Here is a 25,487-nt window from a genome sequence, read left to right as displayed (position 1 = left end):
GAACCACCCATAAACTCAGGAAGCATTTGACCAAACGCTTCTAGTGCATTTTGCGATGCTTTACGTGATGCAATGTTTGCTGGGTTAGCTTGAAGATCAGCAATGATTTGGCTTGCTTTCTCTTCCCACTGTGCAGGAAGCTCACCGTTTACGCGGCGTTTAAATTCAGCTGCCAGCTCAGGGTACGCTGCTTCATAAGCTGCAAATTTCTCGTTCCACGCTGCTTCCTTAGCTGCGCCTGTTTCTTTCGCTGACCATTCTGCGTAGACTTCTTGCGGAATTTCAAAAGGACCGTGCTCCCAACCTAGTTCTTTGCGTGTTGCTGCAATTTCTTCAGCGCCTAGTGGCGCACCGTGACAATCGTGTGAACCAGATTTGTTTGGTGAACCAAAACCGATGATAGTCTTAGTACAGATAAGTGTAGGACGTGGATCCGCTTTCGCCGCTTCAATTGCTGCGTTGATTGCGTCAGCATCGTGACCATCGACTGCAGGGATTACGTGCCAACCGTAAGCTTCGAAACGCTTAGGTGTGTCGTCAGAGAACCAACCTTCAACGTGACCGTCGATAGAGATGCCGTTGTCATCCCAGAATGCGATCAGCTTGCCTAGACCAAGAGTACCTGCAAGAGAGCATGCCTCGTGCGAAATACCTTCCATCAGACAGCCGTCGCCCATGAACACGTAAGTGAAGTGGTCAACGATGTCGTGGCCTTCTTTGTTGAACTGTGCTGCTAGCGCTTTTTCAGCTAGAGCCATACCAACCGCGTTAGTGATGCCTTGACCTAGTGGGCCCGTTGTGGTCTCGATTCCTGGCGCGTAACCGTACTCTGGGTGACCAGGAGTTTTAGAGTGAAGCTGACGGAAGTTTTTCAGATCGTCGATAGACAACTCGTAACCTGCAAGGTGCAGTAGAGAGTAAATCAGCATTGAGCCGTGGCCGTTAGACAGTACGAAACGGTCGCGGTCTGCCCACTCAGGGTTTGATGGGTTGTGGTTTAGATGAGAGCGCCAAAGAACTTCAGCGATGTCAGCCATACCCATAGGTGCACCTGGGTGACCAGAGTTAGCTTGTTGAACACCATCCATGCTTAGCGCACGGATTGCATTTGCTAGATGTTTACGATCCATAGTGATTACTTCTCGATATTTGATTTAAATAGAGGGAACTCGCCGAAACAAGTTCAAATAGAATTTTTTGAAAATAGTGCTGATGGTAAAAGCGAGTAGACGGGCTACTCGCTTTTGGTAAGCAATTAAAGCTTAGCTTCGATCATCGCTTCTAGTTTGCCTTGGTCAACGGCGAAGTTGCGGATACCTTCAGCCAGCTTCTCAACAGCCATTGGGTCTTGGTTATGTTCCCATAGGAACTCTGCGTGAGTCATTGGTGCTGGACGCTCAGCTGCGCCTTTAGAATCAACTAGTTTCTCAACTACTTCACCCTCAGCTGCTTCTAGTTCTGCAAGTAGAGCAGGAGCGATAGTTAGACGGTCACAACCAGCTAGTTCTAAGATCTCACCGATGTTACGGAAGCTTGCGCCCATAACTACAGTTTTGTAGCCGTATTCTTTGTAGTAGTTGTAGATCTTAGTTACAGATAGTACGCCTGGATCTTCTTGAGCTTCGAAGTCACGGCCTTCTTTCGCTTTGTACCAGTCCATGATACGACCAACGAATGGCGAGATTAGGAATACACCCGCTTCTGCACAAGCACGTGCTTGAGCGAACGAGAATAGAAGCGTTAGGTTACAGTTGATGCCTTCTTTTTCTAGGATCTCAGCTGCGCGAATGCCTTCCCAAGTTGAAGCCAGTTTGATAAGGATACGGTCGTTAGTGATGCCAGCATCGTTGTACATTTTCACTAGTTGACGAGCTTTCGCTACGCTGCCTTCCATATCGTAAGATAGACGAGCGTCTACTTCTGTAGAGATACGACCTGGGATAGTTTTTAGGATTTCTTTACCGATGTTTACTGCAAGCATGTCACAAGTATCTTGAACTTGTTGAGCTTTGTCGTTGCTCTGTGCTTTAGCGTATTCGATTGAAGCATCGATTAGAGGTGCGTACTCTGCGATTTGAGCGGCTTTAAGGATAAGAGAAGGGTTAGTTGTTGCGTCTTCTGGCTGATACTTTTTAATTGCATCAATTTCGCCAGTGTCTGCTACTACAGTCGTTAGTTTACGAAGTTGCTCTAACTTGTTGCTCATAATCGATCATCCTATTTAAATGGGATTAAGCGTGATTTTTGTTATCACAGCTTGTGCATTTGAAAGCGAGTTAGCTAACCGTCTCATCGCATTTAATGAGACATCTGCTCAGCCAACTACGGAAAATTTCGTTACCGAACAAATGCTATGAACATTTGATCGATAGCTGAGTAAATGATGTGTCCATATTTATCCTATCTATGCTGAAAGTCAATCGCTGAAATGGACTTATAGTGAACTTCATCAACGTTTTTTTACTGTGTGTTTAGTGGTTAACCCAAATAAACGTTTGCCCTTATTGTTCAAAGCTTGAGCGTTATCCAAGAGGGTAAAAAATTGTAGTGAGAAAATGTTATTGCGATGAGCAAATGTAGCGTTTAAATTGATAAAGAACATATGCTAAGTCAATGAGCATATGTTCACTTATTGCATACAATATCGATCCTCTTAAAGGGCGAGAGAAACCATGAGCAGTTCTAATCAAGATATTTCCATTGAAAACACGGATTTGTTGACAGAGATTTCCGTCGCGTATTATCAAGACGGTGCGACTCAGGAAGAGATATCGAGAAAATTTGCCATATCACGCGCAAAGGTCGGGCGAATGCTAAAGCAGGCGCGTGATGAAGGCATTGTTGAAATTACCGTTAAATACCATCCGGTGTTTAGCGCCAAGATTGAACAACGTTTGATCGAGCGATTCGGCGTTAAGCGCGCGCTTGTTGCTCTTGATCAACCGAATGAAGAAGCGCAACGACTACAGGTATCGGGATTGGTGTCCAATTATCTCACTAGCACGCTCAAAAACGGTATGGTGGTGACGGTCGGACAAGGGCGCAACGTGTCGTCTGTCGCTCACCATATAGGTGTTATTACGCCGCGTGACTGTAAATTTGTGTGTGGCATTGGTGGTATTCACCCGCGTGGCGGTATGTATAACGCCGACCATATTTGTCGTCAGTTGGCGAAGAAATATGGGGGAACCTCTGAAACCCTTTATGCGCCGGCATACGCAGAAAATAGAGAACAGAAGTTGGCCTTCATGCAAAATGCAACCGTGAAACAAACGCTCGACCTAGCACGTAAAGCCGATGTTGCTTTGGTTGGTATTGGTGACATGAGCGAAAACAGTTACATGGTCGACTTAGGTTGGTTTACGCCTGATGAAGTGGTTCAGTCGAGACTTCAACAAGGTGTGGTAGGGGATTTTGCAGGTTATGACTTCTTTGATATTCACGGTAATGTAGCGAACACGGTAATGAGTGACCGAGTAATTGGACTTGGTATTGAAGAGTTTCGGCCGATCTCGGAAGTCATTGCGATCGCAGCAGAGAACAGCAAGCCGCTCGCTCTACTCGGAGCATTAAGAACTGGAGCGATAGACGTGATCGCCACGAGCGTTAGCAACGCATTAACCGTGCTCAACTTAGATGAGCAAATGCACGGCAACGCGACATCTGAACGCTAACGAAAATAGTCGGCTTTTGATGTAGTCAGGCTATGAGGAGGGACAAATCACTCATAGCCAGTTTCTATTTCGAAACGACAAGTTTGGTTTAGAAGCTGCGTTTAGTTTATTGGAACACATCATCTTTAGATAAACGTAAGATACTTTGTTAAACAGACACTTGTCTTAACGCTCGATAGGTAGAGAGTGGTCTGCACCCCATTCGGTCCAAGAACCGTCGTACACCGACAGATTGTCGAGACCAATTTGATACGCCGCGAGTAATAAAATGCATGCGGTTACACCGGAACCGCAACTAAAAATAATCGAATTGTCACTATCTATCGTTAGTGCGCTAAATATCTGTTGCAACTCTGAATTTGGTTTAATGTGACCGTTGGCCAAGAGTTCTTGAAACGGTAAGCAAACCGAATTTGGAATGTGCCCACTACGTAGACCTTCTCGTGGCTCAGGCACTTCACCAAGGAAGCGAGCTTTGGCTCTAGCATCGATGATATTGGCACTTTTATTGGTTGAATGAGCAAGAACATCTTGTGCACTCAAAAAGGCATTTTGGTTGAGCTTGCCCGCAAAGTTGCCTTCTTCGCTTGGTTGCGATAGGGCACTTTCGGCAGGGAGTCCTGCTTCAATCCAAGCTGGAAGACCGCCATTTAAGACTCGGACATTGTCATGCCCCATGGCTTTGAACATCCACCAAGCTCTTGGTGCCGCTAAAGTGCCTGAGTTGTCATAAACCACAATCAAGTCTTCGTTGTTCAAACCGAGTTGTTGCGCACTTTGGTTGAAGCCTTCTTCTGTTGGCATCATATGCGGTAGGGAGGAGCCGGGTAAGCAAAAGTCATTGTCGTAATCAAAGCGTAAAGTATTTGGAATCCACTTATCTTGAATCTTTTTACCTTCAGAAGGGATTTGAAACGCAATACTAGCGTCGAGGAGCTTGACGTTAGGTTGGCCGAGAAGGCTATTGAGTTCATCAGTACTAATCAGTGCTTGCATTGTCTTTAGTTTGCTAGGTGGATAATCTTACTGTTTTACAACAAAAAAATCGCATGTTCAAAAGAACGATGCGATTTTTAAGTTAAAGATTGAAGATTTGTTCTGAAAGACAGCTTTCGATTTACCCAGTTACATGGTCCAAGTGTTGTCTCCAGAAGTAATCACTCTCTGAATTGGGTCACTACCGTCATAGAACCAAATTTCAACAAGTAGGCTACCTTGGCTATCAGAAACATTAAAGTCGACGTTTGCTGTACCGTTGTTGAGTGGAACCGATGCGACTTTGCTTGGATATTTTGCATCGTAGTTACCTGAACTGTTCTCGACAAACTCTTTGTACACGCTTAGGTGTGCACGTTGTGAAGAGAAACCACTGATGTCTACATTGAGCGTACCCTCCGTCACTGGGTTGTAGCTAAAGCCATCCGGTACTACTAGGTCCTGCATGGTTGCATTTTCTACAGTTACGGTAGTCTCTTCTACGGTTGTTTCTTCCTGTTGGGTTGTGTCTTCCTCTGCAACGGTGGTTTGGGTTGGTGAAGGTGGTGTACTGTTACCACCTCCGCCGCCACCGCCACAAGCCGTTAGTGCTAATCCCATGATGATTGTGATAAGTGCTTTCATAATGTTATCTCCCTATGGAATGTAGCATTTGTTAGGTGTTGGAGCGGTGTGCCAATCTGTGCTTCGTTCGCCACCAGACTCAGCCCAAGTTTGGAATTGAGGGTATGCATCGACCATGTCTACACGCTCTAGCGGCCAATCCCAATCTTCTACTATCAACAGTGCCCAAGGTAAGTTGTTTGCTGTTTTGAAGTACACACCTTGCGCAGGGTCACTTGCATCGACGCCGACACCGAAGAGGTTTTGGTCATCAAACTGTTCTGTTGGTGCTTGGTCTGCTAAGTGAACTTCCCATTTACGGCCTGGTTGGAAGGTAATCCCATCGCCATGGTAAGTGCCCGGTGTTGCAAAGATGAACGGGTCGTATGGCATGGCTTGAATGGCTGAACGGTCAGATCCTTCAGTGAAGAACACATTCAAGGTAAAGGTGAGTGAAACGTTATCATCACAGCCAGACTCGGTACGGAAGTAGCTACAGCTGCTCGCCGCGTGTGTGCTTAAGTCTTCACTGATGATGAAAATGGCTTCATCAGAAATACTTTCCAAGCCATTAGATGCTTGTTCTACACCATTGAAGGAGAGCGTTGTTAGTCCGTTTTCAATCGAGCTTCTTAAAACACCCGGTAGTCGGATTGCGAAGCCATTTTTGTAACTTGCGCCGTAAGCCGCTAGGTCACCAGTAATTTGAATATTCTCAACATGACCAGCAAGACTGGTTTCAGTGATGCGGAATTTCACGACCACATCGTTCATATCGTAGTCTGCGGTGTATGGCCAGTTATCTTCGTAAGCGACGGTGGCGTAATCTTCTGCACTCGGGAAATATTCCACTGAGTAACCATTACCAGTGATGGTAATTGGGTAATCTTCCACCTCACCAGATGTCGAACCACCATCGTAGTTTAATCCGGTTTGTTGGCTAAAGCGGAATCGGCTCCAGCTAGACCCTTCCGTTGCAGCGGTTGAAACTACAAACGGTAGGGGATTATTACCCGCAGACAGTAATTGGTCGGTAAAGACTTGCTCACCTTCATCATCAAAGTCACCATCGCGGTTCCAGTCAAACCATGCTGATAGGTAGCCAGAAGTAGAAGCTGTCACATTCACAATTGAGCTTAAGCCTGGGTCAAGTGCGGATACAAAACCAACACCATCTTCATCGGCTGTGCCCACAGAGTTGTCGTTTGCTTGACCGTCGGCATCACCATCAGGAGCGACTGAACCAAGCCAAGTTACACCGTCGACTTCGTGGCGAGGACCGTTTGACGCAAGTGTTGTGTGGTAGCTGTCTGGAGCATCACCGAAATCAATTGGCTCGTCTTCGTTAATCACTGGAGCGTTTGCACAACGTGCGCCATCATTTTGGCTTGAGCTTGGACCGTTGGATACAAACTCAACCGCAGGAACGATACCTGCTGCGATATTGGCTGCGTTACCTTCCGAAAGGTCAACGCGATAGATTTTGCCATCTTGGTTACGTGACACGTAGTAGTTGCCGTTTACATCGAAGTAGCCAGCACCAAATGTGCCTTTCTCACCTGTGTCACCTATCGCAGTTGCGCTACCATTTGATGGGTTGAACTGATATAGCACACCAGAGTTGTTGTCGATGCCGTAAAGGGAGCCATCACCTGGATGAAATGCAAAGTCGGTTAGGTTCACAGTCGCTGTTGAGCTGATTTTCACGATGCTCAATGTCGCATTTGGATCAGAATCGAGCGGAGAAAGGTCAATGGAGAAAAGTCCTTTGCCTTTGCGGTACAAGTAGTAGACGTGGTTGTAAACGTCACCTACGTAAAACGTGTGGTCGGTAGGAAGACCCGAAACATCAAGTGTCTCTGCTTGGAAGTCTTGACCAAGACGAACAATCTTTTTGTTTGTGGTGTCGTAGCCGTAGATATAACGGTCAGTGAAGTTAAAGCCTACACCGTTGATGCCCGAAGCCAAACCTGTGTCGTCCTCTAAAAGAGTCGTAGAGCCTGTAACCAAATTGACGCCATAGATTTGAACCGGGGTTGATTGGAATAGGTATGCTTGGCTTGGGCACGTATCAAATGGCGCCGCTTGTGCGTAAGCGCTCGCTATTAGAGACCCAAGTAGTAGTGATGTCCTTTTCATAATTCGCCCTCTCATTGGTTCGTGATATATGCAATGAAAGGAATGTGCCAACTTTTAACTTGTTGAATTTTATAGAGATAAGATTTGTAAGAAGAAGGGTTGTAAATCTGATTGTCAAAATGATAAAAAGCCCAACATCGAGTTGGGCTTTTTGGGAATGATTAGAGGTATAGAACTAACTACAAACCGGACAGGTTGGCATTTTCATCAGATTCATTTCTCGCCAAGACATGCTGAGCGCGTCCAAAATCAGAATTTTGCCTTTCTTTGGTTGGCCGTAATCAGCAATCACTTTGATCGTCTCCATCGCTTGTACTGCGCCAACAATACCCACAACAGGAGCCATGACTCCGGCTTCGACACAACTTAACGCACCGCTGCCGAAGAGGGCACTTAAGCACTGGTAACATGGTTGAGTTGGGTCGTCGTAAGTAAACACACTCACTTGGCCTTCCATACGAATAGCCGCGCCTGAAATTAGCGGTGTTTTAGTCGCAAAACATAGGCGGTTAAGTTGATTGCGCGTATCGACGTTATCTGATGCATCAACAACAATTGTGTGCTGTTCGATCAAGCTTTTTAGCTCTGTATCATCAAGACGCTTTGCGATGGTATCTACAATGATGTGCGGGTTAAGTTCGCGTAGCGCATTGGCCGCCGAGTCTACCTTCTTACGACCAATATCCGCATCGTGGTGCAGCACTTGGCGCTGAAGGTTAGACAACTCGACGATATCATCATCAATCAGCGTGATTTTACCGACACCAGCAGTCGCCAAATATTGGCTTGATGCGCAGCCTAAACCGCCAGCACCAAGCATCAATACCGATGCTTGTTTGAGTGCTTCTTGTCCTTCAAAGTCAAACTGACGAAGAATGATTTGGCGGTTGTAACGCAACATTTCCTGATCGGAAAGAATATCCACAACGTCTTCCTAGTAAAGGGTTGAGTTGAATAGTTGAATCTGAACCGTTTCGCCCACTTCAACTCGGCCGCGTTCACGTTCCAATACAACAAAACAGTTCGCTAGGCTCATTGAGCGGAATGCACCAGAGCTTTGGTTACCGGTTGTTTCAACCACAAACTTGCCATCTTCCAATGTATAGATACCACGTTGGTAATCGGTACGACCTGGCGCTTTCTTAAAGGCGGTTTTGGTTGTTGCTGGAATAGATTCGGGTGCTTTCCATTCTGTATGGCCTGCAAGTTTTGCCAGCATTGGTTGAACAAGCACGTACATAGTAAGAACTGCAGAAACAGGGTTACCCGGCAGCCCACAGAACCAAGCTGTACTTAGCTTACCAAATGCGAAAGGTTTACCCGGCTTGATTGCTAACTTCCAGAAACCGATTTCACCAAGCTCTTCAAGAATGTCTTTGGTGTAATCCGCTTCGCCCACACTAACACCGCCTGAGGTCACAACCACATCTGCCAATGTTTGCGCTTGTTCAAAGGTTGCTTTCAGAGTCTCTGGGCAATCTGGAATGATGCCAAGATCAACGGCTTCACAACCGAAGTTTTCAATAAGCGGTTTAATACCGTAACGGTTGCTGTCGTAGATCTGACCTTCGTCTAGCGGTTCGCTCAGTGGTTTAAGTTCATCACCAGTAGAGAAGAACGCAACTTTTGGCTTACGTACTACTGTCACATGGCTAACACCAAGCGACGCAATCATCGGAATATCGCGAGGTGTCAAACGTGCACCTTTTGCCAGTACGATGTCGCCTTGTTTGATGTCGTCACCTGTTGGGCGGATGTTGTTTTGTGGCTTCACGTCGGTTTGGTTGAACTGAATGCCAGCATCTGTTACTTCAGTATTTTCTTGCATGATAACGGCATCACAACCCTGTGGGATTTTTGCGCCAGTCATGATGCGAACACAGGTACCTTGAGGCCATTCACCTTCAAAAGGTTGTCCTGCAAATGATTTACCTGCCAGAGGCAATACAGAAGATGACTCAAGATCTTGAATGCGAATAGCGTAGCCATCCATTGCTGAGTTGTCGAATGGCGGTACGTGGATAGGAGACAAGATATCTTCTGCCAGTACAAAACCGAGTGCTTCAGCAAGTGGAAGAGAAAGCGTTGTTTGGATAGGTTTGATTCGCGATAACATTTTGTCCATCGCTTCTTCAATTGGCATCAAGCCAGGTGCGTCGCAGCAGCCCATTGAGAAAATCCTGTGTTCTTTTGTTTTGTGGCAACTTTACCATAAAAAGGGGACCGAGTAAGAATGTCCACCTATAAAATATGGGTGTAATTATTCAAAAATCCGAGTATCCTTGTCAGCCATCCGAAAGGGGTAAAAAGCCCGCGGAGCTCAAGAAAATCAGCTCAGTACCTTCATCTGATGTGACTTGGTGTAAAGACACGAACTGAGCAACTCAAAGCGAAAAGTATGAATGCAATTTTGATTGGGTTTGTACGAAGGCTGAAGTAAAACAAAAGAGGAAGTGGAATGTCAGGTCTTAGCGAGTCAGCGAAGTTAGTAAAAGAAGCGCTAGAGCAACGCGGTTTGGAAACGCCAATGCGTCCAAACAACGTAAGTCGTGAAGAGAAGAAAGAGAAGATCGAACACCACATGCGTGAGATTTTAGGTCTACTTCAACTTGACCTCACTGACGATAGCCTAGAAGAAACCCCTCACCGCATTGCTAAGATGTACGTTGACGAAATCTTCTCTGGTCTGGATTACTCCAACTTTCCTAAAATCACAGTGATTGAGAACAAGATGAACGTGAGCGAGATGGTTCGCGTGAAGGACATCACCGTAACTAGTACTTGTGAACACCACCTTGTGACCATTGATGGCAAGGCCGCTGTGGCTTACATTCCACGTGGCAAGATCATTGGCTTATCAAAGATCAACCGTATCGTTCGCTTCTTTGCTCAGCGTCCACAAGTACAAGAGCGTATGACTCAGCAAATTCTTGTTGCACTTCAAACGCTGCTTGAGTCCGATGATGTGGCAGTGACGATTGACGCAACACACTACTGCGTGAAATCTCGCGGTGTGATGGATGCAACCAGCGAAACGACAACAACTGCATTGGGTGGCATCTTCAAGAGCAACCCAGCAACGCGTGCCGAATTTCTGCACGGTTTACGCTAGGTAACTAAGCAAGTTTCTAAGAGGATGGCAAACGCCATCCTTTTTTTATGCTTGTTTAGAAAATGACTTCATGATTTCTGGCCAATACATTTTGACGTAACCTGCCGATACCCAAACAACCAATACAGTCGCGATACTGAGCTCTAGAAAACCAAAGTCGTGTAGCCAGTGCCAGTGAGGGTGCGATTCGGCGAAAAAAGAGGTCAAGCGATGCATTGCGATGGCGCTGATCACGGAAGGAAAGGTTACTGCCGCGATAGAAGGTTGAAACTTCAAGCGAAGTAAGCGGAAGTAACATAAGTAGATCAATAAAGTCATAGTGATGGCGATCCCGGCCAATGCGCCTGTCAGTATCGGATCAGGTAAGGGAAAGTTCACCAAGTATGCTGCTAATGACAAGTTTACCGGCGCGGCCATAATCGCGAGGGTCGGTCTTGCTCGCCTTGGTAGAGAGCCGAAAAACACCAAACGATACAACACGAGTGGCAGCATGAAGAAATAAATGCCGATGCACATCATCGCTAACGTTTCGGAGAATAAGTTGTGACCTAGTTGAGAACCGGCTAGTGAACTACTGATCAGCCCCACCGGATAAAGAAACCAACTCGGTACGATATTGGACATTTTGAAGTTCATTAGCTGAAAGCTAAAAAACAGCACCATCATAGTAAAATGCAGCAAAAGCGCCATAAACCAAAGTGGATAAGCGATGATAGGTGCTACAGCGGCAAGATAATCTGCAAGGATCAGTAACGCCATACTCATTGGTGCCATTAAACTACCACTCAGTGGGTGACGAATGTCGACCATGAATAATCGTGGATTCGCGGCATATTTTATGAGTACAGGGGCGAGTAAAAGTGCGCCGAGTGACGCCAAAAATGGGCGTATCGGTTCACCAATCTCAGGAACATAGAGTGCCCAAGCTTGCCCTAAACCTATCATACCTAGTGCCAACGCGGCTTGAGACGGCGGGACACTATAAAACTGCACAAGTCTTCTCCAGTTCAAATCTACTCCATTTGATTTTTGCCTGAATGAAACGAAACATGACGATTTGGGTGAAATGCTCTATTTAAGTAGCGAATACTAACAAGTATGGAGAGGGGTTTCTCATGAAAGGTGGTGAGCAAATATCAGAGAATGATAATTTTGTGAGTTTGGTATCGAATATTTGGGAAAAGATGTAAAAATGCAGAGTTTATCGCTCCAAACCCTCGATAGTCTGGAGCGAAGTGATAACAAAGAGAATGTTATGTTGATTGATTCTCCGGTAGATCCTGTTGGCGTAACTTTTCGTTTTTGATTGTGCGATGCAGCAGCTGGCTGTAAATAGGTTGTCCACCCAACAATTGAGCAATAATCACAGCGCCCAAACAAGTAATGATCAATGGCAGGATTAAGTAGTAGTTATTCGTCATTTCAATCACTAACAGAATACCTGTAATCGGTGCACGTACCGTTGCTGCAAACAGGGCACCCATGCCCGCAATCGCAAATACACCAGGCTCGATATCAAGCGCAGGGAGCAAGACATCAGCACTTGCTCCGAACGCATAACCAAATAAGGTTCCCAGAGCAAGCATAGGTGCAAAGATGCCTCCCGGCGCACCAGAACCAAAACAGAGCAGGGTTGTAATTACACGACCAAAGAAAAGCAAAACTAAAATGGATACCGAGTAGTTACCGTTAGTAATGTCAGGAATAAGGCCGATACCACCACCAGTTAGTTGGGGTACGTACAAAAGAAGCAAGCCAAACACGCCTCCCAGTAACGAACCCACAATCAAGTAGCGCTTACGATCGTTTTTGTGAATTGCGACAAAACTGTCTTGTGCCACGGTAATCAGTTTGTTGAAGATCACGCCAAACACGCCAAACAATGCGCCAAGCAATAAAAATAGCCATAGGGTTTGAAGCTCTGGCGACTGGTATTGCGGCATAGTGATAACGGCGTCTTGCCCGTTGATGGCGCGAAACACTATGTTCGCCATAATGGCAGAAATGATCACTGCACGAATTGAGATCAAAGAGTAGCGAAACTGAGGTCGCATTTCCTCCACAACGAACATAATGCCTGCGAGTGGGGCATTAAAAGCCGCAGCCAAACCGCCAGCAGCACCAGAAGCGAGCAGGGAGTGGCGGGTATCGTCATCCTTTACCCGGAATATATCGGTCACCATTCGACCTACAGCACCACCCATTTGAACGGTTGGGCCTTCACGACCCAGCACCATACCTGAGCCAAGTGCGCCCATGCCGCCGAAGAATTTTACTGGTAGAACTCGCCACCAGCGCACTGGACGAATATTATCCATTGCCCCTTCGATTTCAGGAATACCAGAACCTGCCGCTTCTGGCGCAAAGCGGTGCACAAGAAAATAGCCAATAAAAGCTAAAAGTGCGCTAATGAGAACCGCTGCCAGCCACAACGGTAGAACATTACCAATTTCGCTTCTTAACCATTCTGTTCGTGTTTCAGAAACGAAATGAACGGCAAGCTCGAAATACGTACCGACAAAACCAGCCAACGTACCCACAATGGCGGCCATAATGAGAACAGAAAATGGTGTTGACCCTCGAGAGACAAACTGGTTAATCGCATCTTTCGGTACGTGCGCCAACACAGATTTCACAATTCTCTCGCGTTTGGTCATTAACAAGCTCTCCTGTTGCTGGGGGGAAGGGACGAAAGAAAGTATACGCTTCGCAGAGTCTAGACCTAATCAATAAAGATGCAATTTAGCTTTTCACTATTGAGTGTTCGAAGTGTCGCGATATTATTCATTCACTCAGATTGTGCTATTGCTCTCATAATTTAGGATAAAAAACTTGTTTTTTGAGAAAAATGAACCATGCTTTAATTGTAAAGCAACATGACTGCTTCAGAAGGAGGGATGTGAGGTTTTACACACAATTTGGATGGATTCAAACCCTACGGTAAGTCCTCGTTTTATGTTCGGGATGCATCAATAGACATCGCCGATTCGCACACTCACGATTGAGTAACGAGGTAGAGGCGCACGCACATGTGCGCCTTCTTAATTTCTGCGTTATAACTTTCATCACCATAACTTTCATCGCCACCTGCCACTATTTTTCTCTTGAACATTTTCTTGCAGTTAGTAATGTCTTGGTTCGATGTCAACCAACTAGAGCAGTGCATGCGCTTTTATCTTCGACTCTTACTTTCTTTATGTTGTTGTTCGGTAACGTTTCCGGCACTTTCAACGCCGAGCTGGTGGCAAGACACGTTGTCAGCAATGCCATATTCCAATCTAAAAGAACGTATAGAAAAAAGTGGAAGCTGGTATGGTTGCGAAGTGCAGTTGCGAGACAACTCAACGTTTATCAGCGCATTTTGTTTGGATGATTTTTCGTACTACCAGCAGCACTTGTATGGTGAAGTGATTTTGAGAAGAGAAAGAGCTCAGTTCTCGTTTCTCACTGAATACGAGTGGCAGCGTCTGAATGACTTACTCCTCAACTTAAGAAAGGATGGGTTAGTTTTACGCAGAGTTACTATCGGACAAGAACACTATGATGTCGTTGAAGCTCTGGAAAAGAAATCTTCCGAACTTGTCGATAAAGAAGTTATTTTGTTGATGAACCGCTATCCGCAAGAAGCGATTCGAAGTTTGCTTTGGGTAAAACCGGACGAGTTTCTGACGCCATCACCGTCCTTAAATGTGCAATTGCGCAGTGATGGCGAAATTATCGAGGTCAAAGTGACTCGTTTTTAGATTCTTTATGGAGAGATAGGAAGGTCGCCATTGCAGATTCGTCCAAAAAACCATCCGATTTTTTGTGAGCGCGCAGGTATTGATAGCCTGCGATTAGCTTGCGGTGTAGCTCTTCTGCATCGTCTGACAACGGCTGATTCATAACGTGTTGAAAGGCAAGTTTGTACGCATCCATATCCACGACTTCAGCACGGCGATATAAATAACCACATCCCGTTGCTAACCATTCAAGAGAGCAATTGGCGCGCATTGCAATTTGATTTGCTTTGGTTAGGCTAGGTTCACTGCCTTTAAGGTATTTGCGTATTAAAGCTTCAGACACATCGACGCGTCGTGCGAACCCGCTGATGCTTTCTTCTCCGATCAGGGTGGCTAGGCGTTGGGCAAAAGACATATTTCGTACTCCAGTTCGAATTGCGAAAGTTTACCCGTTGAGCCGGTACGAAAACAAGACTACGATGAATGCAGATCAATTGAAGGAGAAAACCCATGGTTGCAAAAGTAGTAACTGCACCAAAAGGCCCAGAGTTCTCAGAGCTGGTTCAAGGATATTGGCGTGCAGTTGAGTGGGGAATGACGGCTCAAGAGCGTTTGTCATTTCTTAAGCAACACATTGAGTTAGGCATTACGACAGTCGATCACGCCGACATCTACGGTAATTACGAGTGTGAGGCGTTGTTTGGTGAAGCGTTAGCTTTAGACAAGAGTGTTCGTGAGCAAATTCAGATCGTGACGAAATGCGACATCAATTTGTGTGGCGATAAAACGCCAGAGCGTAAGATCAATCACTACGACACGAGCTCAGCACATATCTACCAATCGGTGAATAACTCGCTAGAACGTTTGAATGTGGATGAAATCGACGTACTTTTAATTCATCGTCCTGACGTGTTAATGGATGCAGACGAGGTTGCAGAAGCATTTTCTGAGCTTCACAAAGTCGGCAAAGTGAAGCACTTTGGCGTGTCTAACTTCACTCCACGCCAGTTTGAACTGCTGCAATCTCGCTTAGGTAAGCCGTTGGTTACTAACCAAGTGGAAATCAACCCACTTAGCTTTGAGGTTGCACACGATGGAACGCTTGATCAAATGCAAATGTTGCGCACGCGACCAATGGCTTGGTCTTGCCTCGGTGGTGGTTCAATTTTTAGTGGTGACAGTGAGCAAGCTGTTCGTGTCCGTAACGAATTAGAAGCAATTCGTGAAGAAGTGGGCGCAGCGAGTATTGATCAAGTAATTTATGCCTGGGTACGTCGTTTGCCATCTAACCCTATTCCAATCATTGGCTCTGGTAAAATCGAGCGTGTGCAAACTGCAGTTAATGCATTGAACATCGAACTTACTCGAGAGCAATGGTATCGCGTATGGGTGGCTTCTAAAGGCCATGGTGTGCCATAGAATTGATATCTTATCGATGAAATTATTATTAAAGGCATCCTCTAGCAGGGTGCCTTTTTAGTTTTAGCGCGTTACTGTTTACCCATTATGGAAATGGAAAGAATGAAATTCGAGCAAAAATGGGCTTTGGATGTTAGCTGCAACTTTTTGCTTACTTTTGGTGGAGGAGTTTTACCCATGTTTGTTTTATGTCACTAAACAGCGAATGTGATGCTTGCTTTTTAGTCATTTTGTTCACTCATTCATTCATATTGCGTATGCTTATTGAATAATAAAGAAATAAAAAACTCGTCAGTTTTCTCGTATTACATGCTGTAACAATCTGTTAGACTCCGGCGCAGATTGTGGAATATAAAAAGGTGATTGAATGTCTTTTCCCGTACTCATCTGTGATGATTCAGCGTTAGCACGCAAACAGATGGCGAGATCACTACCAGCCACATTGAATGCCGATATTACGTTTGCTATCCACGGAAAAAACGCGCTAGAAGAACTCGAAAAAAACGAGTTTAAATTGATGTTTCTTGATTTGACCATGCCAGAAATGGATGGCTTTGAAACACTAGAGCACATGCAACGGTTAGGGGATAAAACTCCGGTGGTTGTGGTGTCGGGGGATATCCAACCTAAAGCGAAAGAGCGCGTGTTCGCACTGGGTGCAAAAGCGTTTATTCAAAAACCGATCGCCAAAGATGAACTCAAGAAGGCGCTTAAAGAGTTGGTCGAGCCAGAACCTCGTCCTCAAATTATCACGCCTGTCTCTATTGAGTTACCGATTTTACGTCGTCGCGATATTTACATGGAAGTGGCTAACGTTTCAATTGGTCGAGCAGCCGATGCGTTGGCGCGTCACTTTGATGTGTTTGTGCAACTACCTCTGCCGAACGTCAATATCTTTGAAGTGAGCGAACTTCACATGGCCCTACGCGACTTGGCGTCGCATGACAACGTATCGGGTGTTTGTCAGGGATTTTGTGGCGAAGGTATTGCTGGCGAAGCGCTAGTGATCTTGAGTGACTCAAGCGTATCTGATCTCAAAAAGTTGATGAAAGTACCAGCAGACAGCGAAGAGCTAGAAGAGCTTGAGCTGCTAATGGATATTTCTAATATTTTGGTGGGGTCGTTCTTAAATGGTTTAGGCGAGCAGTCTGAAGTCCGATTCTTCCAAAGTCCACCAGTACTCCTTGGTCAGCATATCTCAATTGACTCGATCATTGAATCTACAACTGGAGCATTCAGCCGCACGATGACATTCGAAGTGAGCTACAACATTGAAGGAACGTCGATTCGTTGTGACTTGTTGTTTATGTTTGTGGATGAATCCTTGCCGCTGCTTGATAACAAACTGTCTTATCTAATGGAGGAGTTCTAATGTTGAATATGCCAGCAGAGTTTGAACAATTCCATTGGATGGTGGATATGGTACAAAACGTCGACATGGGCTTAGTGGTCATTGATCGAGATTACAATGTACAGGTCTGGAATGGGTTTATGACTCATCACAGTGGTTTGCAGTCTCATGATGCGATAGGTCGTTCTATATTTGATATCTTCCCTGAAATCCCACAGGAGTGGTTTAAATTAAAAACAAAACCAGTGTATGACCTAGGCTGTCGCAGCTTCATCACATGGCGACAACGACCTTACTTATTCTGCTGTCGCAATGTTCGACCAGTTACGCAGCAAGCGGAGTTTATGTACCAGAATGTTACGTTGAACCCAATGCGTACACCGACTGGAAAAATCAACTCGTTGTTTTTGTCTATACAAGACGCGACGGCTGAAGCTCTGATGTCTCAGAATCAATAGCGATAAAAAACTTTCTCAAAAGCCAAGGTCCGCCTTGGCTTTTTTGTATACTTATAATTGTGTTTCCCAATGCGTAGAACGTGAATATGGACTTTAATCTCGCTCTAAAACTCTACACCGCAGAGCAAGTAAAAAACGGTGAAACGCTGGCTGTGCAAATGGCTGGTGTTTCTATGTATAGCTTAATGCAACGCGCTGGTATGGCCGTGTATGAGCGCTTTTTACATCTGTATCCTAAATCAAAAAATATCTTAGTGATTTGCGGTAAAGGGAATAACGGTGGCGATGGTTACGTATTTGCATCTCTTGCGAAACAAGCTCAACTCAATGTACATGTTTTCCAAATTGGTGATGTATCTGTGCTAAAAGGTGATGCTTTGCGCGCATACCAAGACTGGAAGTCAATCGACGGTGTTAACAATGATTGGGATGAATGGAATACCGCATTGCTAGAAGCAGATGTGATCATCGATGCCATGTTAGGCACTGGTTTAAGCGGTGAGGTTCGTTCGGAGTATCGTCGCTATATTGACCAAATTAATCAAATTCATACCCCTGTGATTGCAGTCGACGTTCCTTCTGGTCTGTGTGCTAATACAGGTGCAGTTTTAGGTGATGCTATTCGTGCCGAGCATACTGTAACCTTCATTGGGGTTAAGCAAGGCTTATGCACTGGACAAGCGAGAGATCGAGTTGGCGAGCTCTACTTTTGTGGTTTAGGCGTCAATACTAAGTTTGATACTATCGAAGTAGAAAGTGCATTAGGTATTGATCATCAGGTTGTTTCAAGATTAATGCCCAAGCCAAATCCAACGGTCCATAAAGGTGACAACGGGAAGTTGCTTTGTGTTGGTGGCAACCAAGGGATGTCTGGAGCGATTCGTTTATGTTCCTCCGCTGCGATTAGAGCCGGAGCGGGTTTAACTGCCGCAATTACTCACACGAGTAGCCTTATTCCACTGCAGGTTGGTTGCCCAGAAGTAATGAGCCAGAGCATCACCGCTGACTTACTCAGGGATACTGAGAACGACTTAACTAAACGCATTCGCTGGGCTGACGTATTAGTGTTTGGTCCTGGCTTTGGAGATGATGAGTGGGCTTATCAAGCCTATCAATATCTGGCTCAAGAGCAGAAACCTAAAGTTGTTGATGCTGATGGCCTCAATATTCTAGCGATGCTGAGCCAGCGATGCGATGGCACTCTAGTGTGCGACAACCATCGAGTGATCACGCCGCATCCTGGAGAGGCAGCTCGACTACTAAATGTAACCATTCAACAAATAGAAAGTGACCGATACTCTGCTGCAAGACAACTGCAAGAGCGTTATGGCGGTGTAGTGGTTTTAAAAGGCGCGGGGACGCTTATTTACGATGGAACGAGAATGTACGTCTGTCTAGCGGGTAACGCCGGAATGGCGACGGGGGGAATGGGAGATGTGTTATCTGGAGTCATTGGTGCATTACTAGCCAAAGGTTTACCAATTTCTGTTGCCGCACGTTTAGGTGTGGTACTTCACAGTCATGCTGCTGATATAAACGTGAGTCAGAATGGTCAAATTGGTCTTTTGGCAAGTGATGTCGTTAGCACTCTTCGTACCGCTATCACCCAAGAGCTCTATCGAAATTAATTAGATTTCATGCATTGCTGAGAAAATTGGTCGATTTTTTTGAGTACTTTTTTACGAATTAGCAGGGCATCTTAGTATTAGGTGATTGAGTTTTAGGCAGATTTGAGAGGTGATGCGTTTTAATTTTTAAGATATGACGCAAAGGTTTGCGCAATGGGTTAACTTAAGTGCTTTCTCAAGTTGTTGATAGTTATAAATAATAAGAGGTTTTGGTGACTTGGGGAGCGTTTTTGATATGCGATTTTCAAGATGGTATCACAAAAAAAATTCAAATATCAGACTTGTAGGAAATAAATCACAGCCTATAATGCTGAAAACCGGAGCGTCTGCCAACGCTCCGGTTTTTTTGTGTCCGAAGAACAGTGAACTCGTCTGCCAACGAAGTCACTACGCACTCTGAAATGACACATATACATATGAATCAAGGAATTACACAATGCGTATCGAACAAGAACTTAAGTTAGGTTTTAAAGATGTACTGTTTCGCCCGAAACGTTCTACCCTTAAGAGCCGTTCTCAAGTAAATTTAACCCGCGATTTTACATTCAAGCATAGTGGTCGTCAATGGTCTGGTGTGCCAGTAATCGCAGCAAACATGGATTCGGTTGGTAGCTTTGCAATGGCTAAAGCGCTGGCTGAGCATGGTGTAATGACCGCTGTTCACAAACATTACACGGTAGAAGATTGGGCTGAGTTTGCTAAATCAGCAGATAAAGTAACCATGAATAACGTTATGGTGTCTACTGGGACATCTGACGCAGACTTCCAAAAAACCAAAGACATCATGGCACTTTCAGATGAATTTATTTTCATTTGTATCGACATTGCAAATGGTTACTCAGAGCATTTGGTCGAGTATGTTGAACGCGTGCGAGCAGAGTTCCCAGACAAGGTCATTTCTGCAGGCAACGTGGTTACTGGTGATATGTGTGAAGAGCTAATCCTAGCTGGTGCAGACATCGTTAAAGTGGGTATCGGCCCAGGCTCTGTATGTACAACTCGTGTAAAAACGGGTGTTGGTTACCCGCAGCTTTCTGCAATCATCGAGTGTGGTGATGCAGCGCACGGCCTTGGTGGCATGATCGTCGGTGACGGTGGCTGTTCTTGTGCGGGTGACGTAGCGAAAGCATTCGGTGGTGGCGCGGACTTCGTAATGCTAGGTGGGATGCTAGCGGGTCACGAAGAGTCAGGCGGCGAAGTGATCGAGAAAGACGGCGAGAAGTTCATGAAATTCTATGGCATGTCGTCGAAGAGCGCGATGGATAAGCACTCAGGTGGTGTCGCTGGCTACCGTGCGGCTGAAGGTAAAACCGTATTATTGCCATACCGTGGTAGCGTTCACGGCACTATTCAAGACATCCTTGGAGGCGTTCGCTCAACATGTACATACGTAGGTGCAGCAAAGCTTAAAGAGCTAACCAAGCGTACTACATTCATCCGCGTTCAAGAACAAGAGAACAACGTGTTCGGTAAAGAGTAAATCGACTGAATGTAAAAAGTGTAAAAGCAACCATATATTGATACTTGGTGCAACCATAATTTGATATTGCCTCTTCATAAGTCTATTGCTTTTTATGTTTATGACATTTTTGAAGAGGCAGTTTTATGTCTGCTTTACCTTCCCCTTCTACAGCCAGCCTGCTTTAACTTGAAACTGCGTTTGACACTCCTGCTCGAAACTAAACTAAATCACGTGAAAAACATACACCGTTACGTCAGTGCTAAGATGGGAAAAAGAGTCACGGTAGAATCATTTTAGAATGTGCCGCTTGTTATCATTTTGATTTCGAGCTTAGCATCGGTCGTTTTTGCTCCTAGCCGATACGGCTTTCATACTGCTTCAATAGCAAAACCCATACCTATGTTCCAGACTTTCTAGTATCAGTTTGATACCGGTGAATATACGCTGTATAAAGTAAAATCCGATATGGAGAGTTCAAAATCGGCATTTCAATGTGAATGGGAAGCAAAAGTACAAGGCGCGTTTGCGTTAGGTTTGGAGCTAGAACTGGTTACAGAGGAAGAAATACTGGATGAGGTTATCTCTAGCAACCTTAAACTTTTGCATCGATATTCCTCAAGAGATAACCGAACCACTTTCATCAAACTCTCCTTACGATGTTAAAACTGAATGGTACCCAAACAGCGAAAAGTTTAGGACATCACCTCTGTCTAAATGGAAGAAAAATATTTCCATTCCTGTGTGATTTGCTCTCTCGAAGCCTACTGAAAACAAGCTTAGAGACCTCACCTCCTCTCGAATCTGAATTGGGTTGTTATGCCTAAGAAATCGTTCTCGAGTTTTCATCGGAAGTCGGCACTTCAGCAAGAAAAGCCTGAGCCAAATGAGAGGGTGTCGATACCAGCGATGTTGATGAAGAAACATATCGAGATATATCTGCATTTCCTGACAATATAGCCACTCAAATTACTTTTCGTCTAAGCATTCTTCGTTATTTAGCACTGTAAGTGCGAAAAATCATTCCAAAGACTATTGAACCACATCGTGTTGTACTACAACGGTTATATGACAGGATTATTCCAAGTGCAATATCAATACACCGGTGGTTGGTTTTCAGAGTATCTGATCATATAGATCCAAGGAATAAAGATAAGGGTAATAGTAAAGTCTAGAACTAACATTCGTTGATGCTTTGATGAAACAAGCTGTAGAAAAAGTTATCTTTGGGCGAAAAGCGCGTATCAGAAGGGCCTACAAGCGCGTGCGAAGGCAATTACGTCAGCATAATCTGAACAATGGAACGAAGTACAAATACCCAACTTATGAATCCCTTCGGAAACGGGTTAAAAAGAAGGCCCCTTTCGAATTACTGACCGCGGAGAAGGGGGAGCGAGTCGTGAAAATAGAGTTTCGTCGGATGGGGAAAAAGATGTTGAGTTTTTACGTCTTTGAGAGGGTAGAAATAGATCATACGGTGGTGGAACGCTTTGTTGTACATGAAGAGCATTGCAAGTCATTGGGCCGGCCTTGGCTTACTCAATTAGTTGATTGTTACAGCAAAGTTGTTATTGGTTTTTACCTAGGGTTTGAACCACCTTGTAATTAGGTGGTTAAGTAAATCTCGATGTTTGCTCAGTAACTCATTAGATAAATAACCTAAGTCCGTGACTTCCATACCTACAGTTAAGATTGATTCCAATATTTCGACTGCAACTGAAGTTGAACCGCTCTTGACCAATTTAACTAACACATAATTAATATTGCTGACGGTGCGATTATGCTCAGGTGAAACATTGAGAAGTTGTTTTCTTACCAAAAGCTCTATGGTTCGAAAAAAGTGGGAACGAAAGTATGGTTACCACAGGCCTTCATCGTCGGAGACCGCTATGTATCGCGTAAAACAACTACTAGGCGCTTCACTCACGCTTCGAAATTACAACGCACAAGTTGGGGAGGCATACGCCATTATCAAAGCACTCAACACGCATACTTGAAAGAGGTTTTTGGTTATATCGATGCGACAACGTTAATAGACATGATGATTACTCCTGTTCTTACTGGTTGCACCATTAGTTTGGTACAACGGTGCTAGAAGGGAGGTGCGAAGATCACATCAAAGCTACTAAGTGCATTAAGATAGAGTTGAGACTTGAACTATCTACATATGAGATCAAATCGCAGAATTCAGCATTGGAAAGGTTCGACCGATTTTGTCAACACGCTGTCCGTTACTTCTACTCATACTAAGTGCGCCATTAGTTTGGCGCAACGAAGCTAGATAGGAGATACGTTCATCACATCAAATCCCCCTGTATTCTTCAAGCTATTTTAGCCTGAGGAATACATTTCAAGTGAAGCTTATTGAGGCGCTTTCATCGCTTCAGATTGCTCGCCCGTCATCACGAAGTGCAACTCACCACCCGGTTTGAACTCGGAATGGTCGAAGAAGAAACCGTTATCCAACGCTTTGCCATTGATGGTGACAGACTTGATGTACATGTTGTCATCGGCGTTGTTCTCTGTGGTGATGGTGAACGTGCCGCCTTTCACCGGAATCACGGCTTTGTCGAATAGCGGACGACCCACAGTGTAAATAGGTTCTGCTGCGTTCACTTGGTAGAAGCCTAATGCAGACATCACATACCAAGCGGACATTGCGCCCACGTCTTCGTTACCAATGACGCCTTCTGGCGCAGCGAAATACATGTCATCCAGAATGTGGTCGACGACTTGTTGTGTCTTCCAAGGTTCTGCTGTCCAGTTGAATAGGTAAGGAATGTGGTGCGAGGGTTCGTTACCAAACGCAACTTGACCAATCAAACCAGACATATCCGGTGTTTCTGTGCCTTGGCTTTCTGCGGTGAAGGTGGCTTCTAGGTTCTTCTGGAACTCAGCATCGCCACCCATGATGGTCTTCAAGCCTGCGATGTCATGCGGTACAAACCAAGTCCACTGCCACGCGTTACCTTCGGTGTAGTTGCCTGTCTCATGTTCTGTGCCGTATGGGTCGAATGGCGTCATGAAGGTTTCATCAATCATCACTGGGCGCATAAAGCCCGTCACGCCATGCTCTGCGTATTCCGTCGGGTTGTAATCGAAGTACTTTTTGTAGCCTTTTGAGCGTTCAAGGTATTGCTCTTCCACTTGAGTATCACCGGCTGCTTTGGCGATTTGCGCGATAGCCCAATCATAGAACGCATTTTCCAGACCGTAAGAAACAGACTCAACCGTGTAATCTTCAAATACTGGCTCACCATCAACACGTTGGATGGCAGGTGTGAAGCCGTTTTTCTCAATGTAATCGATGTGCTTGGTTAAAGTGCGATCCAATACGCCCTGATCCCAATCCGCTTGCAGTGCTGGGTAGTTGTCGTAAGTCGAAGAGTCGATCGCTGCTTTCAGCGCCAGCTCTTTCTCTTGTTGAGTAAACTCATCTGGGAACTTAGTGATCGCATCCGCAATCACTGCTACCGCTGGGTAGCCAACCATGGTGCCTGTTTCGTCACCTAAGTGCTCCCATTTCGGCAGCAAGCCGCTTTCAGTGTACTTCTGAACTAGGTTCTTCGCGTATTGCACCGCGCGGGTTGGCTCTGTGATGGTTTTTAGTGGGTGTAATGCACGTTGGGTATCCCATAGAGAGTAAACCGAGAAGTTTGGCTGCTCTTCTGTCGCTTGACCATAAGCGATGGAGTATTCCCCTTCACCTTCACGAATCGAGCCTTTGCCCATGCCACGGAATCGACCATCTACATCTTGATGCACCATCGGCGCAATCTTGGTGTGGTAAAGCGCGGTGTAGAAGATCTCTTTTTGATCTTCTGTGCCACCTTCGATAGAGAAGTTGAGTGCTTTTGCCCATTTCTCGCGTGCGTTGTTACGCGCAGTATCGAAAGAGACATTCGCTTCGGCATCGTAGTTGTTTTCTGCACCTTGAGGGTCAACCGCAGACAACGCCACTTGCGCATTCAGCTCTTGTGAGCCTTCATCTTCAAATTCGATGTAGGCAGTGACGTCTGCTTTGACACGCTTAACTGGATTACATTGGTCATCGTAAATTAATTCAGAAACGTGCTCTGCCGATAGACCGTCAACAGGCTTACCATTGGCAAGGATGTAGACGTCTTTGATCTTCTTATCGAAAGTCGCATAGAAGAAGATTTTTTGGTTTTTCGCCCAACCAGAGAAGTGCGCTGCATCGCGCTCGCCCGTGATGGTATGGCCGTCTTCGCTCACCGTCAGTTTGTTGCGCAGAGAGGTCGAACCCCAGTCACTGTTTAGGATGGAGTTGAGGTCAATCTTCAAACGTTGTGGTTGACCTTGCGGATAGGTGTAACGATGGAAGCCGACACGTTCAGACGCCGTAAGCTCGGCTTTGATACCGTTCTCGGCAATCTTCACCGAGTAGTAACCCGCTTCTGCCACTTCTGAGGTTTTGTCCATCTTGACTGAAATCGCTTCGCGGTAGTCGTCGCTGTCTTCGATGTATTTAGCTTTATCTTCGGTAAACGGCAGGAACAGAATGTCACCTAAACCGCCCATCCCCGTGCCAGATAGGTGAGTGTGGGAGAAGCCAAATAGGGTCTTTTTATCGAAGTGGTAACCTGATGAAGAGTGCCAGCCGATCAGCTCGGTATCTGGAGAAAGTTGCACCATGCCTTCTGGCACAACAGGACCCGGGAAGGTGTGTCCGTTAAAGCCTGTTCCAATGAATGGATCGACGTATTTTAGGTTGGAAGTATCGACGCTTGGTGAGGTGTTATCGTCGTCATCGTTGCAGCCAGCCAAACCAATAACACTTGCAATCACAGCGGTGGCGATAGCGGTTTTCGTAAAGTTCATAATCTTGATTCCTTAGGCAGGAAGCGCCTCACTTCCTGCCACTGAGTTAATCTATCTGCTTATTCTTTAAACACGAATTACATA

The 25,487-nt window shown here is 45.4% G+C and carries 20 protein-coding genes and 1 pseudogene; 10 read left to right on the top strand and 11 right to left on the bottom strand.

Annotated elements, in window-relative coordinates; translation table 11 throughout:
* Both R7040_RS22775 and tal read right to left on the bottom strand, forming a co-directional pair.
* Positions 1 to 1,130: transketolase (locus tag R7040_RS22775; RefSeq protein WP_318081050.1), on the bottom strand; the 1,130-nt coding region annotated here is incomplete at its 3' end.
* A gap of 125 nt (positions 1,131 to 1,255) precedes the next feature.
* A complete protein-coding gene (gene tal / locus R7040_RS22770; protein ID WP_005373488.1) occupies positions 1,256 to 2,206 on the bottom strand; it encodes a transaldolase in 951 nt (316 codons plus the stop codon).
* Between the two features lie 466 nt (positions 2,207 to 2,672).
* On the opposite strand from tal, the gene R7040_RS22765 reads away from it, so the two are divergent.
* The gene (locus R7040_RS22765) at positions 2,673 to 3,674 is read left to right on the top strand and encodes a sugar-binding transcriptional regulator (RefSeq protein ID WP_005387670.1); all 1,002 of its coding nucleotides are present in this window, start codon (positions 2,673 to 2,675) and stop codon (positions 3,672 to 3,674) included.
* A gap of 165 nt (positions 3,675 to 3,839) precedes the next feature.
* Here the strand turns inward: R7040_RS22765 and R7040_RS22760 are convergent, their stop codons facing one another.
* The 5 genes from R7040_RS22760 to moeA form a co-directional block, all read right to left on the bottom strand.
* Positions 3,840 to 4,670 (bottom strand): sulfurtransferase, encoded by an 831-nt coding sequence (locus R7040_RS22760; RefSeq protein ID WP_064354848.1) that lies wholly within the window; start codon positions 4,668 to 4,670, stop codon positions 3,840 to 3,842.
* Between the two features lie 129 nt (positions 4,671 to 4,799).
* On the bottom strand, positions 4,800 to 5,294 hold the full coding sequence (locus R7040_RS22755; RefSeq protein ID WP_318097204.1) for a hypothetical protein: 495 nt from the start codon (positions 5,292 to 5,294) through the stop codon (positions 4,800 to 4,802).
* Between the two features lie 12 nt (positions 5,295 to 5,306).
* Positions 5,307 to 7,412 carry an LruC domain-containing protein gene (locus R7040_RS22750; RefSeq protein ID WP_064354846.1) on the bottom strand — a complete coding sequence of 702 codons (2,106 nt, stop codon included), beginning with the start codon at positions 7,410 to 7,412 and terminating at the stop codon, positions 5,307 to 5,309.
* Positions 7,413 to 7,587: 175 nt separating this feature from the next.
* The gene (gene moeB, locus R7040_RS22745) at positions 7,588 to 8,337 is read right to left on the bottom strand and encodes a molybdopterin-synthase adenylyltransferase MoeB (RefSeq protein WP_064354845.1); all 750 of its coding nucleotides are present in this window, start codon (positions 8,335 to 8,337) and stop codon (positions 7,588 to 7,590) included.
* A 9-nt stretch (positions 8,338 to 8,346) separates the two neighbouring features.
* A complete protein-coding gene (gene moeA / locus R7040_RS22740; protein WP_064354844.1) occupies positions 8,347 to 9,582 on the bottom strand; it encodes a molybdopterin molybdotransferase MoeA in 1,236 nt (411 codons plus the stop codon).
* 288 nt (positions 9,583 to 9,870) lie between these two features.
* On the opposite strand from moeA, the gene folE reads away from it, so the two are divergent.
* A complete protein-coding gene (folE, locus tag R7040_RS22735; protein WP_005373478.1) occupies positions 9,871 to 10,524 on the top strand; it encodes a GTP cyclohydrolase I FolE in 654 nt (217 codons plus the stop codon).
* 45 nt (positions 10,525 to 10,569) lie between these two features.
* Here folE and R7040_RS22730 read toward each other — a convergent pair whose 3' ends face one another.
* Complete coding sequence (locus tag R7040_RS22730; protein WP_005373475.1) at positions 10,570 to 11,517, bottom strand: TDT family transporter; 948 nt, start codon at positions 11,515 to 11,517, stop codon at positions 10,570 to 10,572.
* Positions 11,518 to 11,777: 260 nt separating this feature from the next.
* On the bottom strand, positions 11,778 to 13,181 hold the full coding sequence (gene clcA, locus R7040_RS22725; protein ID WP_005373473.1) for a H(+)/Cl(-) exchange transporter ClcA: 1,404 nt from the start codon (positions 13,179 to 13,181) through the stop codon (positions 11,778 to 11,780).
* Between the two features lie 471 nt (positions 13,182 to 13,652).
* On the opposite strand from clcA, the gene R7040_RS22720 reads away from it, so the two are divergent.
* Entirely contained in the window at positions 13,653 to 14,267 is a 615-nt protein-coding gene (locus R7040_RS22720; RefSeq protein ID WP_081248214.1) for a hypothetical protein, read from the top strand.
* Here R7040_RS22720 and R7040_RS22715 read toward each other — a convergent pair.
* The gene (locus tag R7040_RS22715) at positions 14,248 to 14,661 is read right to left on the bottom strand and encodes a helix-turn-helix domain-containing protein (RefSeq protein ID WP_005387686.1); all 414 of its coding nucleotides are present in this window, start codon (positions 14,659 to 14,661) and stop codon (positions 14,248 to 14,250) included. The genes R7040_RS22720 and R7040_RS22715 overlap by 20 nt on opposite strands.
* Before the next feature lie 95 nt (positions 14,662 to 14,756).
* On the opposite strand from R7040_RS22715, the gene R7040_RS22710 reads away from it, so the two are divergent.
* From R7040_RS22710 to R7040_RS22680, 7 genes and pseudogenes are all read left to right on the top strand, one after another.
* Positions 14,757 to 15,665, top strand: a complete 909-nt coding sequence (locus R7040_RS22710) for an aldo/keto reductase (protein ID WP_064354842.1) — start codon at positions 14,757 to 14,759, stop codon at positions 15,663 to 15,665.
* A gap of 367 nt (positions 15,666 to 16,032) precedes the next feature.
* Positions 16,033 to 17,037, top strand: a complete 1,005-nt coding sequence (locus tag R7040_RS22705; protein WP_005373466.1) for a response regulator — start codon at positions 16,033 to 16,035, stop codon at positions 17,035 to 17,037.
* Positions 17,037 to 17,474: a PAS domain-containing protein gene (locus R7040_RS22700; protein WP_005373463.1), complete on the top strand. Its 438-nt coding sequence runs from the start codon at positions 17,037 to 17,039 to the stop codon at positions 17,472 to 17,474. The genes R7040_RS22705 and R7040_RS22700 overlap by 1 nt, the downstream gene beginning before the upstream one ends.
* Positions 17,475 to 17,560: 86 nt before the next feature.
* Positions 17,561 to 19,102, top strand: a complete 1,542-nt coding sequence (locus R7040_RS22695; protein ID WP_318081051.1) for an NAD(P)H-hydrate dehydratase — start codon at positions 17,561 to 17,563, stop codon at positions 19,100 to 19,102.
* A gap of 436 nt (positions 19,103 to 19,538) precedes the next feature.
* Positions 19,539 to 20,582: a GMP reductase gene (locus R7040_RS22690; RefSeq protein WP_005373458.1), complete on the top strand. Its 1,044-nt coding sequence runs from the start codon at positions 19,539 to 19,541 to the stop codon at positions 20,580 to 20,582.
* A 1,177-nt stretch (positions 20,583 to 21,759) separates the two neighbouring features.
* Complete coding sequence (locus R7040_RS22685; RefSeq protein ID WP_225452424.1) at positions 21,760 to 22,170, top strand: hypothetical protein; 411 nt, start codon at positions 21,760 to 21,762, stop codon at positions 22,168 to 22,170.
* A 207-nt stretch (positions 22,171 to 22,377) separates the two neighbouring features.
* Positions 22,378 to 22,558: pseudogene (locus tag R7040_RS22680) on the top strand (IS5/IS1182 family transposase); the annotation flags it as partial.
* Between the two features lie 364 nt (positions 22,559 to 22,922).
* Here the strand turns inward: R7040_RS22680 and R7040_RS22675 are convergent.
* Entirely contained in the window at positions 22,923 to 25,403 is a 2,481-nt protein-coding gene (locus R7040_RS22675; RefSeq protein ID WP_213913885.1) for a GH92 family glycosyl hydrolase, read from the bottom strand.
* Positions 25,404 to 25,487: the final 84 nt, after the last annotated feature.

It is taken from the genome of Vibrio sp. 1069 (genome assembly GCF_033340555.1).
Note: the sequence above shows the minus strand (reverse complement) of the source record. Positions and strands in the feature narration are given on the sequence as shown.

Bases quoted from the DNA above. Each gene is read 5' to 3' on its own strand.
- R7040_RS22755 (WP_318097204.1), bottom strand. From the start codon at position 5,294: ATGAAAGCACTTATCACAATCATCATGGGATTAGCACTAACGGCTTGT.
- clcA (WP_005373473.1), bottom strand. From the start codon at position 13,181: ATGACCAAACGCGAGAGAATTGTGAAATCTGTGTTGGCGCACGTACCG.
- R7040_RS22765 (WP_005387670.1), top strand. From the start codon at position 2,673: ATGAGCAGTTCTAATCAAGATATTTCCATTGAAAACACGGATTTGTTG.
- folE (WP_005373478.1), top strand. From the start codon at position 9,871: ATGTCAGGTCTTAGCGAGTCAGCGAAGTTAGTAAAAGAAGCGCTAGAG.
- moeA (WP_064354844.1), bottom strand. From the start codon at position 9,582: ATGGGCTGCTGCGACGCACCTGGCTTGATGCCAATTGAAGAAGCGATG.
- R7040_RS22690 (WP_005373458.1), top strand. From the start codon at position 19,539: ATGCGTATCGAACAAGAACTTAAGTTAGGTTTTAAAGATGTACTGTTT.
- R7040_RS22760 (WP_064354848.1), bottom strand. From the start codon at position 4,670: ATGCAAGCACTGATTAGTACTGATGAACTCAATAGCCTTCTCGGCCAA.
- R7040_RS22685 (WP_225452424.1), top strand. From the start codon at position 21,760: ATGAAACAAGCTGTAGAAAAAGTTATCTTTGGGCGAAAAGCGCGTATC.
- R7040_RS22675 (WP_213913885.1), bottom strand. From the start codon at position 25,403: ATGAACTTTACGAAAACCGCTATCGCCACCGCTGTGATTGCAAGTGTT.
- R7040_RS22710 (WP_064354842.1), top strand. From the start codon at position 14,757: ATGGTTGCAAAAGTAGTAACTGCACCAAAAGGCCCAGAGTTCTCAGAG.
- R7040_RS22720 (WP_081248214.1), top strand. From the start codon at position 13,653: ATGTCTTGGTTCGATGTCAACCAACTAGAGCAGTGCATGCGCTTTTAT.
- R7040_RS22705 (WP_005373466.1), top strand. From the start codon at position 16,033: ATGTCTTTTCCCGTACTCATCTGTGATGATTCAGCGTTAGCACGCAAA.
- R7040_RS22715 (WP_005387686.1), bottom strand. From the start codon at position 14,661: ATGTCTTTTGCCCAACGCCTAGCCACCCTGATCGGAGAAGAAAGCATC.
- tal (WP_005373488.1), bottom strand. From the start codon at position 2,206: ATGAGCAACAAGTTAGAGCAACTTCGTAAACTAACGACTGTAGTAGCA.
- R7040_RS22750 (WP_064354846.1), bottom strand. From the start codon at position 7,412: ATGAAAAGGACATCACTACTACTTGGGTCTCTAATAGCGAGCGCTTAC.
- R7040_RS22700 (WP_005373463.1), top strand. From the start codon at position 17,037: ATGTTGAATATGCCAGCAGAGTTTGAACAATTCCATTGGATGGTGGAT.
- R7040_RS22695 (WP_318081051.1), top strand. From the start codon at position 17,561: ATGGACTTTAATCTCGCTCTAAAACTCTACACCGCAGAGCAAGTAAAA.